Genomic DNA, 17170 nt, shown 5'->3' with positions numbered 1-17170 from the left:
AACTTCCCCGATATATCAAATATAACATACAGCCGAGCTATATGTCTGTATCAAAAAATCAAAGTGCAGCAAGCTTGTCCTGTAAAGCCTTGTCCTTAGCCACAACGCCGTCTATCATATCCTGCTTAGCCTTTTCAAGCTTCTCAGCCAGACCCTCGTCAGAAAGAGCAAGCATCTGAATAGCAAGTATAGCAGCGTTCTTAGCGCCGTCAACTGCGACAGTGGCAACAGGGATACCACTAGGCATCTGAACGGTAGCAAGCAGAGCGTCCATGCCGTCGAAGTTAGCACCCTTGCAAGGGATACCGATAACAGGAAGCGTTGTGTGACCTGCAATAACTCCCGCAAGATGAGCCGCCATTCCGGCAGCGCAGATTATAACTCCGAAGCCGTTTTCCTTAGCCTTGTCAGCAAAATCGCTTGCAAGCGCAGGCGTTCTGTGAGCAGACATAACGTGACATTCGTAAGGAACACCGTAAGCTTTAAGTTCAGCAACAGCCTTGCTGACAACAGGGAAATCGCTGTCAGAACCCATTATTACCGCAACTTTTTTCATAAATTTATACCTCCAAGTAAAACAAAAAATTACAAATAAAAAACTGCAACAATGGCGTTGCAGTTTTAGTCAGTGCATAATTAGATTGTTAGAGTGCAAAAAATCAAGGCAGGACGCAATTATACTTAAAGACCTACCCATAAAAGAATATGTAATTGATGAAAAACAGCACATTTCAGTCATACATCTCTCCTGAATACATACAAAAAATACTGCACAATATTACCAGACAGTAAAGCGGAGCAAAACTGTCTGCGAAAGCTTTTTTTACTGATTTTCTCCATAACAGCATACAAAGCCTTACAATAATATTGTACAATATTTATAGATAAATTTCAACACATATTTATATAAAATTTATATCAATTAATCTTTGATTTATTGTGAAATTTGTCTACATTAACTTTTTGTTCAGAAAATACTTGTATCAGTGATCTGACCGTTTGACAAGCTGTTGACGAGATCATGCATTTCCTCTTTGGAGCGAATACAGTGTGCCGAGTCGATTATCTGCTGTCTTTGAAGCGGATCCAGCTTAGCAAAGTAAGCATATGCCGCAGGCACCTGAGCAAGAGCCATAGACAGCCCCAGCGGCAATTCCTGCCCGTGAGCAAAAGAGTTATTTTTCATTTTTATCACCTCCGCACATATTATTTCCCGGGCAATAAAAATAATAAACCCTTACGATCTTATATGTGATACTGCACAATTAATCACATTGTAATTTGTGCAAACAAATGATTTATCTTTTAATTTGGCAACATTTCTGCAATTGTTGCATTTTTTATGCAACAAAACGTCACATTTTCGGGATAAGTATAGGGGTGTCACTGCACCGCAAGTGTCTGGTGTACCCCAAGGATATTATCCCAAATCGAATATCCTGCAAGGTAGCAGAGTATGAGGAAACATTCTGAGGGCGTGAGTTAGGTGAACACGATGAGAGGTTCTGATCGCACAGAAAAGCACTTCCTGCACCTTGTTTGAAGCTTGAAAATTGAATATAAAACGACTGAAACACGACCCCCACGGCAACAAATTTGTAGGGGCGAACACTGTTCACCCGTCTTGGTCGCCCGTCAAACCCTGCGTTATCCGCACAATTTACTGCGTTTCACAAACCCTGTAGGGGAGCGGCGTAATTTCTGCTTTGCAGAAATCCGACGTCCCGCCCCCTCGACGTTTCGCATTATTGTTTATCCCACAAACCATGACAACCCCACAACGCATGGTAGGGGCGAACAGCGTTCGCCCGTTTCGTTCCCCCACTCAACTTCGTGAAAAATCCAAACCTCGCAACTCCCCCGAAACGGGCGGTCGTATTTCTGTGAGCTTGCGAACAGAAATTTCGCCAAGCCCCTACATATATTCGGGATAGTTTATCTTGCCACAGAATCGCTCCGCTGGGTCTTTCATTACTTCATTGGAATATTATTCTTTTCCAAATCAGTTGACAATCTTTTGTTAATATGATATAATTATTTTGTTAATTTTTTGTCGATTTATCAGTTAATCTGAGGTGTATTAATAAATGGATAATCTTTCTAATATAAGTGTGATAAAAGATGTTCTCGCAAGACATGATTTCACTTTCTCCAAGGCTCTCGGTCAGAATTTCTTAGTGAATCCCTCCGTTTGCCCCAAAATAGCCGAAATGGGCAATGCAAAAAAAGGCTTCGGCATAATCGAGATAGGCACAGGCATAGGCGTTCTCACAAACGAGCTTGCCAAGCGTGCCGACAAGGTGGTGGCTATCGAAATTGACGACAGGCTTATGCCGGTCCTTGCAGAAACTCTTGCAGAATATGACAATGTGAAGATAATAAACGCCGACGTTATGGAAACTGACCTCCATAAGCTTATTGCCGAGGAATTTCAGGGCATGGACGTTGCCGTTTGTGCAAATCTGCCTTACTATATAACCTCGCCCATATTAATGATGCTCCTTGAAGAACGTCTGCCCATAAAGTCTGTTACTGTCATGGTGCAGAAAGAAGCAGGCACACGTCTTTGTGCCCCTATGGGTACAAGAGATATGGGAGCAGTCACAGTGGCAATAAATTATTTTTCTGTACCGAAACTGCTTTTCAACGTATCACGAGGAAGCTTCATGCCCTCGCCTAACGTTGACAGCTGCGTGGTGCGATTCGATATCCGTGATAAGACCCCCGAGGGCGTGACGGACGAAAAATTCTTTTTCAAAGTCGCTAGGGGAGCATTTTCACAGCGAAGAAAGACCCTCTCAAATTCCGTATCATCATCAATGGGCATAGATAAATCTATAGTAAATCAGGCGATAGAGCAAAGCGACCTGCCTGCCTCCGTCCGTCCTGAAGCTCTTTCCATGGAACAATTTATAACCTTTTCCGAAACCCTTAGAAAGCTTATCTAATTGTACATATTTTTGTACAGTTAGACTTCATTACCTGTAGAGGAGTCGCACAGTTTCTGCAAGCAGAAATCCGACGTCCCGCTCTTCGGATATCTCAAATTAAAAATTATTATGCAAACATTGATCGTGTTTTTTTCAAAAGATGTATGGGAGTGGCTTTGAGATCTGTCCGTAAATTTGGTCAGTATTTCAATTTCAAGCCCATATTGCGACACCTTTCGCTTGATAGTCCTGCTAAAATGTAATTATTACATTTTGGAAACATAGGACGTGATAAGCAATGGAAAAAATACGGCATACGGCAAAATTTCATACCTCAGGCAAAACGAATGTACTTATGGCTGTTTTATCGGCGGCAGCAGCGTTTACGGCAAGCTTCGGAAAGATACTTGGCTTTCCGTCATCAATGAACGTGGCGGTGGCAGTGCTTTCGGGAACTAATGTGATACCTGCTTTTTTAGGTTCTGCACTTGCATATTTTGTAAGCGGAACATTCTCAGAGGGTATCGTTCAGCTTTGTGCGATACTTGTTATAGGGGCGGTAAGGCTTGTGATGCCCTCTGCTGACCATAAGGACGACCCCGTTTTTGTGTCGCTCCTCACAACAGGAGCAATGCTTCTTTTCAGCTGTGTAATGTCGGTGGCAATGCCGTCGGATACATATACGGCTTCACTGCGAATGATAAGCTCACTCATGTGTGGCTGTGTTGTTTTTATCGCACTGACCGTAAAACGTCAAAGAAACCGAAGCGGTGTTTTTGACCTCACAGGAATAAACGGAGTTTTCACAGCTATACTTTATATTATGTTTATCTCGACCATCACTGCCGCACCGCTCCATGTGGTGAATCTTGGCAGGATAGCAGGCACTTTGTTTATGCTTATGGCAGTGCGAAAGTATAGAAATATAGGCGGTGCAGTTGTTGGTGCATTGACCACCTGCGGTGTACTCCTTTGTACTCCGTCACTTGCGAGAAATACACTTTTGCTTGCCACGTCAGGACTTATCTGCGGAGCTTTTCTGCAATTCGGCTCTCTTGTGATAGTGCTTGTTTTTCTTGCAGTTTCACTTGTGAGCCTTGTGGCAATGGGCGTGAACGGTGATACATTTTCAATGTTTGCTGATTTGCTTATAGGCTCTGTGCTTTTTATCGCCCTGCCTGTTCCTGTGATAAAAAGGGTGGCAAAAAAAGTGGTGGGAGTGAAAAATTCCGTTGACCTTGTAGGGCAGACCACTTCTTCAAAGCTCAACATGGCTTCGAGAACTCTGGGCGGTATCAGAGGTCAGCTTACAATGGTCACTGCGGCGATAGATAAACGCTCAAAGGAAGCTACACTGTCAAAGAGTGTGCGATCTGTTGTTTGTACCGATTGCGATATGTACTCAGTGTGCAGTAAGCGTTGTGTACAGCTTGATGACAGCTTTTCAAAGCTTGAAAGCATAGTTTGTACATATAATAACCTCAGCCTTGACGACGTTGAAAAGCATTTGGGTGGCTGTGTGAGAAAGTCGCTTCTTTGCAAAAGCTTCAATGAATTGTATACCGACTTTGTGGCAGAACGTGCCGACAGCATGAGAGTTCGTGAAATGCGTGAGTTTTTAAGCGAACAGCTTTCCTCCATGGAGGATATCTTATCCGACCTTTCTTTCAGAGCAGGGCAGGTGAGAAGCGTTGATCCTCAGCTTTCAGCAAGAGTAAGGGAGCATTTCTCAAACCTTGGCTATCCAAATGTGAAAGCCTGCGTTTACATAGACGAAAACCTTTGTCAGCGTGTGGACGTTTTTATAACGGCTCAGTTCAGGGGCGATCTTGTAAGGCTCACAGCAACGCTTTCAGAAATGATAGATTATGACCTTGATATGCCTGTGATAGTCAAGGTGGATAATATAACCAGAATGTCCTTTGCGGAAATACCGAAATTCACAGTTGATATAAAAAGCTTTTCAGCTTCGTCAAGCGGAGAATATTCGGGGGACAGCTTTGAAGTCTTTGATTCAAGCGTAAACGAAAAGTATATCGTCCTTTCAGACGGCATGGGAACAGGAAAAAGAGCAAGACTGGATTCTTTGTTTTCCGTAAGTCTTGTTACAAGGCTCATACGATCGGGAATGTCTATGCAGACAGCCCATAGGCTTATAAATTCCATGCTCAGAGTCAAGGGCTGGGAGGAATCTTTTGCGACCCTTGATATAATGCGGCTGGAGCTTAATGGCGGAACGGTGCAGTTTCTGAAATCGGGTGCGGCGCAAAGCTTTCTTTTCCGTGACGGCGGTCTTAAAGCTATCGGCGGACAGGCTTTTCCTGCTGGTATACTTGCGGAGTGTACTCCTGATGTGAGCGAGCTTAAGCTCTTTGACGGGGACGTTCTGCTTATGACCTCAGACGGTGTCGAGGACGCTACAGCACGAGAGATACTCCGCTGTAACGGAATGAACGCTCAGGAGATAGTCACGGCGCTTGGCGCAAAGGCGCTTGCTCAGCGAACAGGAGGCAGGCGTGACGATATAACTATTATTGCCGCAAAAATTTTCCTTCGTGACGAGAATGAAAAATGAATGTAAATGACTTGGCCGACTTTTGCCTGTGATTTTTACTTTTGTATACTTTGACTTTACTTTTTCTATGTTATTATATAAAATCTATTGTGCAAAATATATAAAATCGTCTGTTGAAATATGTGCGAATACGAGAATAACTACTAAAACTATTGCAAATTTGTTCAAAAAAGATTAAAATATAAATATGAAACACCGAAATTATTCAGCGGTTTTCACAAAAAGACAAGGGAGGCTGAATTATGATAGATATTATTCCAAAGGATTATGAACTGCCGCTCTATCTTTTCCACAATGGCACAAACTGCGAAACATATAAGTTTCTTGGCTGCCATAAGGGAGAGAAAGACGGCATAGAAGGTTATTATTTCAGAGTCTGGGCAGCACACGCTGAGGGCATTTCTGTTGTGGGAGATTTCAATGACTGGGACGAAAATGCCACTCCAATGGAGAAGATAGACGACTCAGAGGTGTGGGAGGCTTTTGTTACAGGGCTTAAGACTTATGATACATATAAATACTGTATCCACGGCTGTGACGGCAAGACCCATTATAAGGCTGATCCGTACGGCACACACATGGAGGTCGCTCCGAACACCGGCTCAAAGGTTTTCGATATAGACGATTATCTTTGGAGCGATAAAAAGTGGATGACCGAGAAGAAGTCTAAGGATATCTACAATTGTCCTATGAATATCTATGAGGTACATCTCAATTCATGGAAGGCTTGTCCTGACGGAAAATATTTTTCATATGTTAGATTTGCAGATACTATAATCCCTTATATAAAGGAAATGGGCTATACTCATATCGAGCTTATGCCGTTGGCGGAATATCCTTTTGACGGCTCTTGGGGCTATCAGGGTATCGGCTATTTTGCGCCGACTTCACGTTTCGGAACGCCTTATGACTTCATGAAAATGATAGACCTTTTCCATTTGGCGGGAATAGGCGTTATCCTTGATTGGGTGCCTGCACATTTTCCTAGAGATGAAGCAGGACTGTTCGAGTTTGACGGAGGCCCGTCATATGAATACTCTGACCCGAAAAAGGCAGATCATCTCACCTGGGGAACGAGAGTTTTCGATTATTCAAAGGGTGAGGTAAAGTCATTCCTTATCTCAAACGCTCTTTACTGGATAGAAAAATATCACGTTGACGGTCTGAGAGTTGACGCTGTTGCGTCTATGCTTTATCTTGACTATGACAGACGTGACGGAGAGTGGACGCCTAACAAGTTCGGTGGCAAGGAAAATCTTGAAGCTGTTCAGTTCTTCAAGGATCTCAATACCGCTGTGTTCGGAAGAAACCCTAATACCCTTATGATAGCCGAAGAGTCAACTTCATGGCCTATGGTAACAAAGCCTGCAAGCGACGGCGGTCTTGGCTTCAACTTCAAGTGGAACATGGGCTGGATGAACGATATGCTCAAATATATGGCTCTTGACCCTATTGACAGAGCTTTTCATCATGATATGCTCACGTTCTCATTCTTCTATGCTTTCTCTGAAAACTTTATTCTGCCTATCTCTCATGACGAGGTAGTGCATGGTAAGGCTTCATTGGTAAATAAAATGTATGGTGGAGATATCGACAATAAGTTCAGGCAGTGCAAGCTGTTCATGGCTTATATGATGGCTCACCCAGGTAAGAAGCTTCTGTTCATGGGTGCTGATTTTGCTCAGTTCAGAGAGTGGGATTATGAGAATGGTCTGGAATGGTTCATGGTGGACGAATATGAGAACCACCGCAATTATCTGAACTACTCCAAGAACCTCAATCATTTCTATCTTGACCACCCTCAGTTCTGGGAGAGAGATTTCTCTTGGGAGGGCTTTAGCTGGATATCAAATGATGACTTCAAGCAGAGTATCATCATCTTCAGACGTTTTGACAAAAACGGCGGAGAGGTCATCGTTGTGTGCAACTTCGTTCCTGTGGAAAGAAAGTCATACTGCTTTGGCGTTCCTTACTGGGGCAGCTATACAGAGGTGTTCAACTCGTCTTCTGTTGACGGATCCCCTTGCACTAACGGCACTGTAAAGGCGGTAGATGAGAAGATGCACGGCTTCGATCAGTCTGTTTGTATCGATATACCTGCGTTCTCCTGTATGTATTTCACGGTGAAGAAAGAGGAAAGACCTGTGCCTGAGAAAAAGGCGGAGAATAAGAAAAAGACAAAGACGACGGCTAAGAAAACTGCTGTCAAGAAAGCCGCTAAGGCGAAAACAACTAAGAAGTCCACAGCTAAAAAGGCTGAGTAATATAGACTTAATAAAAATTGGTGGGTGAATTAATTATGTTCAACAAAAAAGAATGTGTTGCAATGCTGCTGGCAGGCGGTCAGGGAAGCAGATTGTATGCCCTGACACAGAGCGTTGCAAAACCGGCAGTACCTTTCGGTGCTAAGTATCGTATCATTGATTTCCCTCTCTCGAACTGTATCAATTCAGGTATCGACACAGTGGGCGTGCTGACGCAGTATCAGCCATTGGTACTCAATGAGTACATTGGAAACGGTCAGCCTTGGGATCTTGACAGAATACATGGAGGCGTTCATGTGCTTCCTCCTTATCAGACAGCTTCAGGCGCTGACTGGTATTCGGGTACTGCAAACGCTATTTATCAGAATATCGCTTTTGTAGACAGATATGACCCTGAGTATGTTGTTGTTCTTTCAGGTGACCATATCTACAAAATGGATTACAACAAGATGCTTGAATATCACAAGGCTAAGAACGCTGACGCTACTATCGCTGTTCTGGACGTTCCAAAGGAAGAAGCTTCACGTTTCGGCATCATGATAACAGACGAGGACGACAACATCATCGACTTCGAGGAGAAGCCAAAGAACCCTCGTTCAACCCTTGCTTCAATGGGTATCTACATATTCACTTGGAAGAAGCTGAAAGCTTATCTTATCGCTAATGAGAACGACAAGGAAGCTTCAAAGGACTTCGGCAAGAACATTATCCCTGACATGAGAGAAGCAGGCGAGAAGCTTGTGGCTTATCGTTTTGACGGCTACTGGAAGGACGTTGGAACTATCGACTCTCTTTGGGAAGCAAATATGGACCTTATCAATCCTAACATTCCTATCGATCTTTATGACACAAGCTGGAAGATATACTCAAGAAACCCTGTTATGCCACCTCAGAGCATAGGAAAGAACGCTCAGGTACAGAACTCTATGGTAACAGAGGGCTGCGTTATCGACGGCTCTGTAGAGTTCTCAATGATCTCTGACGGCGTTACTGTTGAGGAGGGCGCTGAGATACTGGATTCTATCCTTATGCCTGGCGCAGTTGTCAAGAAGGGTGCAAAGGTCGAGTATGCTATCGTTGGCGAGAACACTGTTATCGGTGAGAACGCTCAGATCGGTGCAAGACCTGAAACTATCGAGGACAAGGACTCATGGGGCGTTGCTGTAGTGGGCAATAATCTGACCGTTTCTGACGGCAGTGTTGTTGCACCAAAGGCAATAATTTACGAGAATATCTAAGAAAGGACCGAGTAAACATGGATGTAAATATGGGTAACGTACTGGGTCTTGTTTTCGCTAATATGCACGACACGACTCTTGGCGACATGACAAAGAACAGAACTATGGGTTCTGTAATGTTCGGCGGAAGATACCGCCTTATCGACTTCCCACTGTCTAACATGGTAAACAGCGGCATAAGCGAGGTCGGTGTTATAACAAAATCTAACTATCAGTCACTTCTGGATCACCTCGGCTCTGCAAGAGAGTGGGATCTGGCAAGAAAAAAGGGCGGACTTTATATTCTGCCTCCATTCGGCAACGTTGAAAGCACTCTTTACAGAGGCAGGATCGAGGCTCTTTATGGTGCTATGAGCTTTATCAAGCACTCAAGAGCTAAATATGTTATCCTTTCAGACTGTGACGTTGTAACTAATATTGATTACAAGCCTATCGTTGCGGCTCACATTGAGAGCGGTGCAGATATTACTGCTGTTGCACACACTGGCGTTTACAGCTCTGAGGATATCAAGACTTCAACTGTATTCAACGTTGACGCTGACAAGAACGTGACATCTGTTCTTATCAATCCTGACATCAGCGGAACTTGCACGACCAGCCTTAATGTATTTGTTATGTCAATGGATTTCCTTATTGAAACTGTTAATGACGCAATGGCTAGAGGAAATGTAAGCTTTGAGAGAAATATTCTTCAGGAGAAGTGCAGAGAGCTTAAGATAAAGATCTATGAGTATGATAACTATTTCAGCAAGCTCAACAGCCCTGAAAGCTACTTTAAGTCAAACATGGCTCTGCTTGAACCTGAGAATGCACGCAAGCTGTTCGTTCCAAAGCGTTCTATCTACACAAAGGTAAGCGACAACGCTCCTGTTAAGTACGATCTTGACAGCAAGGTATCAAATTCTCTTATTGCTGACGGCTGTATCATAGAGGGCGAGGTAGAGAACTCTGTACTGTTCAGAGGCGTTAAGGTAGGCAAGGGTGCAAAGGTCAAGAACTGTATCCTTATGCAGGGCACTGTTGTTGGTGACAATGCTGAGCTTAACTATCTTATCACAGACAAGAACGTTTCTATCTGTGAAAACCATATCCTTACAAGCTCGCCGCAGTATCCTATGTATGTAGGAAAGGGAGCTTCTGTATAAAAAGGTCGCAATGACTTAGGAAAGAGGGTTCGGATATGAACATACTTTATACTGCAAGTGAGGCTTTGCCTTTTATTGCTTCAGGCGGATTGGCTGATGTTGCAGGCTCACTGCCTGCGGCTATTAATGCCGAGGGTCACGATTGCAGAGTCGTGATACCTTTTTACAGCTCTATCAGGCAGGAGCTTAAGGACAAGCTGACATATGTAACTAATTTCACTGTGCCGGTGGCATGGAGAAATCAATACTGCGGCGTTTTTACAGGCGTTGTGAACGGAGTGACTTATTATCTTTTGGATAATGAGTATTACTTCCAGAGAAACGGTTTGTATGGCTTTTATGATGACGCTGAGAGATTTATATTCTTCTCAAGGGCAGTTCTCGAGCTGCTGAGATACATCGATTTTAAGCCAAATGTTATAAACGCCAACGACTGGCAGACGGCGCTTGTTCCTGTTTATTATGATATTTTCTACCGCTATCAGCAGGGTTATGAGGATATCAAGACGGTATTTACCATACACAATATTCAGTATCAGGGACAATATGGCTTAGAACTTATCAACGATATTATGGGCATTCCGCTTTATCATACGGATCTGCTTTCATATGACGGTGATGTGAACTTTATGAAGGCTGCTATTGAAACGGCTGACAAGGTGACGACAGTTTCGCCAAGCTATGCTTGGGAGATACTTGATCCATGGTATTCACATGGTCTTGACAGGGAGCTTGTGAACAAGCAATACAAGCTTTGCGGAATACTCAACGGAATAGATCAGAAGATCTATGATCCTGCAACTGATCCTGTTATTGCTAAGAATTATAGTTTGAATGACAAGACGGGCAAGGCTGTTTGCAAGCACGCTTTGCTCAGCGAGCTTGGCATGGCACATGGAAAAGAGCCTGTTATCGGTATCGTAACGAGATTTGTTTCACACAAGGGTCTTGACCTTATCAAGTATGTGTTTGAGGACATCATCAGGCTTGGCTGCAAGTTTGCTATTCTTGGTTCGGGCGAGAAGATATACGAGGACTTTTTCAGCGAAATGCATTATCGTTATCCTGACAGAGTGGGTCTGACCATTGGTTTTGTGCCTGAGCTGTCCAAGAAGATATACGCTGGTGCGGATATGTTCCTTATGCCGTCGCAGAGCGAGCCTTGCGGTTTGGCTCAGATGATCGCTCTGAGATATGGTACTATACCTATTGTAAGAGAGACAGGCGGTTTGAGAGACAGTATCCATGATGCAGGCGACAAGAATGGAAACGGCTTTACTTTCAAGTCTTATAACGCACATGATATGCTTGACGCTGTTGTTAGAGCCAGGGCATACTATGATGACAAGATGAAGTGGGGCAGGCTTGTGAACACTGCGCTCAAGCAGGATTTCAGTTGGACAAAGTCCGCCAAGGATTACATTGCACTTTACAACGACATTCACTAAACACCAATATCCGTTTATTTTGCCTGATAAACGGGAAAGACCGTCCCTTATCTTAGGGGCGGTCTTTTTGCGTTTATATAAGTGTACGATCAATTGTACATTTATTTAGGAATTTGTCAACAAACTGAAAGCGGACAGGTGTGTGCCTGTCCGCTTTGGTTTAATGCTGTTTTGTTCGCATTGCTTTCGCTTTTTCTTTCATTTTCTGACCCAAATAAGAGCCTATTTCCAACATTGCGGTGTATTTGTCGATACACACGATAACGTAAGATTCAGCGTATTTAGGGAATTTCAGGGTCAGCGGCCACATATGCTTGACTATCATATCCTCCTCACGCTTGCCTATCTCAAAATGCTGTTTCGCATTGTTGAGTGCGACCTTTGGGTGGGTCATTCCGTGAGGCATTTCGCCTTTTTTCTTCTCACGATCCCGCCAATCATAAAGGAACAGATCGTGAAGCAGACCTGCTCTTGCTGCGGATCTTGAATTTAGTCCCAATTTTCTGCAAACGAGATAGTTATAGTAGGATACATTGATGCAATGCTGATAGCAAGTCGTACTATAGTGATGACGAAAATTTTTCATTTCGTTTACAACATCGCTGTCAAGCAGGTCCTTTACAAACTCAAAATACTCCTTTGCTTCCTCGGAATTTTCAATGGAATATCTTGAACCGAAAGCCTTTGACATTTGCATGACCTCTTTTCGATAACTTATATGCAGGCGGCAATTTTGCTGCCCTTTTTACGGTTGGTGACTAATGTTTACCCCATAAGTTACCCCATTCAAGTTTGTTTTACCAAACTTACATTAACATTATAAACTTTTTTGTTCAAAATGTCAATAGGGAATGTATAACAATTTTATTACAAAAATATCGGGCTGTCTGCGTTAGCATGGCAGTCCGATAAAAAATTGCATATCAGTAGTATTTTTCGTCATAAAATTTGGGGATAAAATCTTTGGCGGCGGATGTGCGGCTTTGGACAAAACCCTCAAAACCGTATTTGTTCACGGCGTCAATGACGGTGTTATACTCGAAAGTTGATGTCTTACGGCAAAGCTCTTTGTAGTCAAAGGCTTTATACACGGGGGTGAACTGGCTCATAAGACTTATCATTATCTCGTTTTTGGCAAAATTTTTGCCCAGCCACTCCATAAGCTTTATGGAGTCTTTACGGTGGGTAGGGAGGACAAGGTGGCGGACTATTGTGCCACTCTGCATTATGCCCTTTTCGTCAAAGGTTGGCTTGCCTGAAAGCTCTGCCATTTTATGTATTGAAGCAGCGGCGTTTTCAAAATAGTCTGCGGCTTTGGAATATTTATCCGAAAGTGTAGGATCAAAATATTTAAGGTCGGGTAGAAATATCTGCACATAGCCACGAAGTAGCTCCAGCGTTTGGGGCTTTTCATAACCGCCGCTGTTATAGACCACGGGGATAGTGAGCTTATCTTTACAGAGGTCGAGCGCTTTGATTATTTGCGGAACGAAATGGGTGGGATTGACAAGGTTTATATTGTTTGCGCCCATTGATCGAAGCCGCAGAAAAGTGTCTGCAAGTTCTTGTTCGGTAAGCTCAAAGCCTTTACTCTGAGCGGATATTTCGTAGTTTTGGCAGAAACAGCATTTCAGACAGCAGCCTGAGAAAAATACTGTTCCTGAACCTTCTGTGCCGCTGATACAAGGTTCTTCCCACATATGAAGCTCGGCTCGTGCTATCCTTACTTTGGCAGTTTCACCGCAGAAGCCTTTATGCTCGTATCTGTTCACTTTGCACTCTCTTGGGCAGAGGGTACAGCTTTTAAGGATATCGTTCATGCCGCTGTGTCAACTCCGCTTATTTTGGTGTAGGAGTCAGAGGATAGGTCGCCTGATGAGTCTGTGTTTTCGTCAAGCGGGATATTGAACTGGAATGAATCTGTTATCAAATCGTCATTCTGGAAGCAGGCTGTGAACGTGGTGCGCTTTGAATCGGCTGGGACAAGGAACTTGATCGTATAGGTCATATCGTCTTCGTAGTCGCTTTCACCGGGGAAGAAGTTGTTTGAGAAAAACGAATTATCGTTTTCGTCATAGGCGGTGTTGTAGGCAAAGGTGAATTTTACCTGTCTGTTGCTATCGCTGATATTAACATCAAGGTCGAGGTCTATTTCCCATACTGTGTCACCGCTTATAATACCGCCTGAAAGGGAGTTTCTTTCCTCATCGGTCAGGTCGCTTACTTTACGTTCGGTGAGGGTATAGCCTTGATATTGAACGCTGTAGGTACCGTCCTCAGCGTCTTGCGCTACATAGAGGTTGGAATGGTCGGTGTAGTCATCATCGGCTTCACTATAGGTATCGTCATAATCGTAGTCATAGTCATAGTCGTCATATCTGTCGGAGATGAGCTTGCTTGAAAAAAAGCTAAAAAGTGTGGGGATAACGGACATGAGGATAATGATGATAACAACGGCTGTGACGCAGCCTTTGCCGCCATTCTTTTTGTTTGAGTGGTTTATGTTCGTGGCGTTGAAGCTATAGGAGCTGTTGTTTGGGCGGTTATAGCTTGTACGCTGTTGGCTGTAGTTATTGAGGGCGGCAAGCTTTTCGGCTCTTGAATCTGAATAGCTTGGGGGAGGAGTCGGGTTTTTAGGTGGGGTATAGGTGCTTTGGAAATTCTCGTCCCTTGCTTCCTCTTTACGTTCCTCGGAAACGAAATCGTTCTTTTCTTCTTTGAAAGTGTCATTTTCAGACTGGCTGAACCAGCCGTCCTGCTCGTTATCGGCACGGAGATCATGAGAGTGCAGGTCATCTGAAAAGCTGTTACAGCTTATATCCTCGTCACGGGCTGTGAAGCACTCTGGACAAATTATCTCATCATCGCTTTTAAAGCGGTATCCGCAAATTCTGCATTTATTTCTGCTCAATTATTTCACCTCATTAATATACAAATTCCCAGCCCTGTTTTACAGGCTGACAAACGCACTTATAGCTCCAGCCTGACAGCTTTTCTGCGGCTGTTTGTGCGGAAGCGATATCGGGGAAAACTCCAAAAACGGCTGAACCGCTTCCTGTCATAAGTGCGGAGAGAGCTCCGCTGTTTTTAAGCTCATGCACTGCATGAGCTATCTCCTCACGGTCGGCGGCATATTCCAGCACATTGAAAAGGTTTGAGCATATGCCGAAAAGCTTTCCGCCGCCGATATATCTCAGCAGGACGTCCATATTACAGCGTTTTGGGTTTGAAATGCTGTCATATTTTTTGAAAGCTTCGGGGGTGGAGATACCCACGTCTGGTTTTATTATTACGAAAGCGCAGTCGGGTGAGGGCAGGTTGCTCATTATTTCGCCAACGCCCTGACAGAGCCTTGTGCCGCCTGTAATACAGAAAGGCACGTCTGCACCCAGAGCCACGCCTATGGAGCAGAGCTGTTCATCGGTGAGCCTTGTATCAAACATGAAGTCCAAGGCTCTAAGGGTAGTGGCGGCGTCTGCACTTCCTCCGCCCATGCCGGCTTGTGAGGGGAGGTTTTTCTCCACATTCACTGTTATTTTACAGCCGAAGTCGATATGGGTGAAGTCGGCAAAGGCATGGTAGGCTTTTGTGATGATATTATCCTCGCCCTTTGGAAAGCTGTCAAGTTTGCAGGTAAGCTCTATGCCCTCGCCCTCAGAGAGGGTGAAGTCCAGGAGGTCGAAGCAGGACACTGACTGCATGACAGTATTTAACATATGGTAGCCGTCATCACGTTTACCAACGATATCCAATGCAAGATTTATTTTTCCGTAGGCTTTTATTTTTAAATTACTGCACGTTACCATTTTTGATATCCTCTAAAAATTCTCCGATACGTTTGATAGCCTCTCTCAGGTGGTTAAGGGAATAGGCGTAGGAGACACGCACATAGCCTTCTCCGCACTCGCCGAAAGCGTCTCCCGGCACGACGGCTACCTTTTTGTTGTAAACAAGCTTTTCGCAGAAGTCGGTGCTTGTCATGCCTGTGCTTTTGATACAAGGGAAAACATAGAATGCGCCTTGCGGTGCAAAGCATTTAAGACCAAGCTTATTGAAAGAATCCACCACAAAGCGACGGCGGATATTATACTCGTTACGCATGGCATCTATATCCTTCTGACAACTGTGCATGGCAACGATAGCGGCATACTGGCTGACAGTTGGGGAGGACATGATAGCATACTGATGGAGCTTGAGCATTTGGGACACTATCTCTTTTGGTCCGCCAAGGAAGCCAAGCCGCCAGCCTGTCATTGCAAAGCTTTTGGAAAAGCCGTTTATGACGATAGTACGCTCACGCATACCCTCTATTTCTGCGATAGAGCAATGCTTGCCTGAATATGTAAGCTCGGAATATATCTCGTCTGAGGCTATCATGATATTGGTATCTTTAAGCACCTTTGCGATAGCTTCGAGATCTTCACGGCGCATTATCGCACCTGTTGGGTTATTAGGATAGGGCAGGACAAGAAGCTTGGTTTTGTCGGTTATTTTTTCACGAAGCTCGTCTGCTGTAAGTCGGAACTCGTTTTCTTCCTTTGTTTCTATGACAACGGGAACTCCGCCGCATAGGGAGACGATAGGACGATAACAGACAAAGGACGGTTCGACTATAAGGACTTCATCACCTGGTTGGATAAGGCATCTTATGGTAAGGTCGATAGCTTCAGAACCGCCAACAGTGACGATTATTTCTTTATTGGGGTCATAGCTTGTGTGGATAGTACGCTGAAAATACTTGGCTATTTCTTCACGGAGTGCTATAAGTCCCGCGTTTGCGGTATAGCAGGTCTTGCCTTTTTCCAAAGTTGAGATAGCTTCCTGACGTATGAGCCACGGGGTCTTGAAGTCAGGCTCGCCAACGCCAAGGGAGATAACGCCTTCAAGCTGCTGTGCGATATCGAAAAATTTTCTGATACCTGAGGGCTTCATTTCCTTTATGGCAGGGCAGAGCACTTTATTATAATCTATCATGGGGAGATCAAACCTCTTTCGTCTTTATCATCTGTGCTTATCATGATGCCGTTGTCTTTATAGACCTTTAGCACGAAGTGTGTGGCGGTGGACTGGACAGCGTCGATAGTTGCAAGTCTTTGGGAAACAAACTGTGAGATATCCCTGATGTTTGCACCGTTCACGGCAACGATTATATCATAAGCACCTGACATAAGGCGGACGGACTCCACCTGCTCATAGCTTGCGATCTGGTTTGCTATCTCGTCAAAGCCTGACTGTGACTGTGGGGTGACTTTAAGTTCTATAAGAGCGAAAACGGAATTAGGGTCATAGGCACTTTCGTCAACGATCGCGGAATAGCCCTTTATTACGCCGTCTGCTTCAAGCTTGGCGATATCCGCCGCCACCTGTTCTTCTGACTTATCGAGAAGAACGGCAAGCTCGCTGTTTGTGATACGGGCGTTGTTTTTCAGTAATTTTTATAAGCTGATCCATAAATAAGCTCCTTTAGATTTATAAATATACATAATATATTATAACATATTATCTGTATGAACGCAAGTATTGCCGATGTAAGAAATGAGTAATTTCTGTAGTGCTACAATAGATATTGG

Annotated in this window: 14 protein-coding genes; 6 read left to right on the top strand and 8 right to left on the bottom strand. The window is 44.1% G+C overall.

Going from position 1 to position 17170, the window contains the following annotated elements; all coding sequences use genetic code 11:
• Window positions 1-58: 58 nt before the first annotated feature.
• Together purE and DW793_RS04025 are read right to left on the bottom strand one after the other, a co-directional pair.
• On the bottom strand, window positions 59-556 hold the full coding sequence (purE, locus tag DW793_RS04030; protein WP_041337200.1) for a 5-(carboxyamino)imidazole ribonucleotide mutase: 498 nt from the start codon (window positions 554-556) through the stop codon (window positions 59-61).
• A 411-nt stretch (window positions 557-967) separates the two neighbouring features.
• Window positions 968-1186 carry a YdeI/OmpD-associated family protein gene (locus DW793_RS04025; RefSeq protein WP_243128156.1) on the bottom strand — a complete coding sequence of 73 codons (219 nt, stop codon included), beginning with the start codon at window positions 1184-1186 and terminating at the stop codon, window positions 968-970.
• A 901-nt stretch (window positions 1187-2087) separates the two neighbouring features.
• On the opposite strand from DW793_RS04025, the gene rsmA reads away from it, so the two are divergent.
• From rsmA to DW793_RS03995, 6 genes are all read left to right on the top strand, one after another.
• Window positions 2088-2948 (top strand): 16S rRNA (adenine(1518)-N(6)/adenine(1519)-N(6))-dimethyltransferase RsmA, encoded by an 861-nt coding sequence (gene rsmA, locus DW793_RS04020; protein WP_118157134.1) that lies wholly within the window; start codon window positions 2088-2090, stop codon window positions 2946-2948.
• Between the two features lie 280 nt (window positions 2949-3228).
• The gene (locus tag DW793_RS04015) at window positions 3229-5505 is read left to right on the top strand and encodes a SpoIIE family protein phosphatase (protein ID WP_118157133.1); all 2277 of its coding nucleotides are present in this window, start codon (window positions 3229-3231) and stop codon (window positions 5503-5505) included.
• A 242-nt stretch (window positions 5506-5747) separates the two neighbouring features.
• Window positions 5748-7769, top strand: a complete 2022-nt coding sequence (glgB, locus tag DW793_RS04010; RefSeq protein WP_118157132.1) for a 1,4-alpha-glucan branching protein GlgB — start codon at window positions 5748-5750, stop codon at window positions 7767-7769.
• Window positions 7770-7804: 35 nt separating this feature from the next.
• Window positions 7805-9007 carry a glucose-1-phosphate adenylyltransferase gene (locus tag DW793_RS04005; RefSeq protein ID WP_022287953.1) on the top strand — a complete coding sequence of 401 codons (1203 nt, stop codon included), beginning with the start codon at window positions 7805-7807 and terminating at the stop codon, window positions 9005-9007.
• 17 nt (window positions 9008-9024) lie between these two features.
• Window positions 9025-10152, top strand: coding sequence for a glucose-1-phosphate adenylyltransferase subunit GlgD (gene glgD / locus DW793_RS04000; protein ID WP_117876447.1), 1128 nt, complete (start codon window positions 9025-9027; stop codon window positions 10150-10152).
• 35 nt (window positions 10153-10187) lie between these two features.
• On the top strand, window positions 10188-11600 hold the full coding sequence (locus DW793_RS03995; RefSeq protein ID WP_118157131.1) for a glycogen synthase: 1413 nt from the start codon (window positions 10188-10190) through the stop codon (window positions 11598-11600).
• Window positions 11601-11760: 160 nt separating this feature from the next.
• On the opposite strand, the gene DW793_RS03990 is transcribed toward DW793_RS03995, so the two are convergent.
• The 6 genes from DW793_RS03990 to DW793_RS03965 all read right to left on the bottom strand — a co-directional run bounded on the left by DW793_RS03990 (window position 11761) and on the right by DW793_RS03965 (window position 17029).
• Window positions 11761-12291: an HDIG domain-containing metalloprotein gene (locus DW793_RS03990; protein ID WP_022287950.1), complete on the bottom strand. Its 531-nt coding sequence runs from the start codon at window positions 12289-12291 to the stop codon at window positions 11761-11763.
• Between the two features lie 232 nt (window positions 12292-12523).
• Window positions 12524-13420, bottom strand: a complete 897-nt coding sequence (locus DW793_RS03985; RefSeq protein WP_118157130.1) for a radical SAM protein — start codon at window positions 13418-13420, stop codon at window positions 12524-12526.
• Entirely contained in the window at window positions 13417-14511 is a 1095-nt protein-coding gene (locus DW793_RS03980; RefSeq protein ID WP_118157129.1) for a hypothetical protein, read from the bottom strand. The genes DW793_RS03985 and DW793_RS03980 overlap by 4 nt, the downstream gene beginning before the upstream one ends.
• Window positions 14512-14524: 13 nt before the next feature.
• Complete coding sequence (ispE, locus tag DW793_RS03975; RefSeq protein ID WP_118157128.1) at window positions 14525-15406, bottom strand: 4-(cytidine 5'-diphospho)-2-C-methyl-D-erythritol kinase; 882 nt, start codon at window positions 15404-15406, stop codon at window positions 14525-14527.
• Window positions 15390-16574: an aminotransferase class I/II-fold pyridoxal phosphate-dependent enzyme gene (locus DW793_RS03970; protein ID WP_181988280.1), complete on the bottom strand. Its 1185-nt coding sequence runs from the start codon at window positions 16572-16574 to the stop codon at window positions 15390-15392. Before DW793_RS03970 ends, ispE begins: the two co-directional genes overlap by 17 nt.
• A complete protein-coding gene (locus DW793_RS03965; protein ID WP_290126971.1) occupies window positions 16571-17029 on the bottom strand; it encodes an Lrp/AsnC family transcriptional regulator in 459 nt (152 codons plus the stop codon). Before DW793_RS03965 ends, DW793_RS03970 begins: the two co-directional genes overlap by 4 nt.
• Between the last annotated feature and the right edge of the window lie 141 nt (window positions 17030-17170).

The organism is Ruminococcus sp. AM31-15AC (genome assembly GCF_003462045.1).
GTDB classification, from domain to species: Bacteria; Bacillota; Clostridia; order Oscillospirales; family Ruminococcaceae; genus Hominimerdicola; species Hominimerdicola aceti.
The sequence above is the reverse complement of the archived record's forward strand: the minus strand, read 5'-3'. Positions and strand labels throughout refer to the sequence as shown.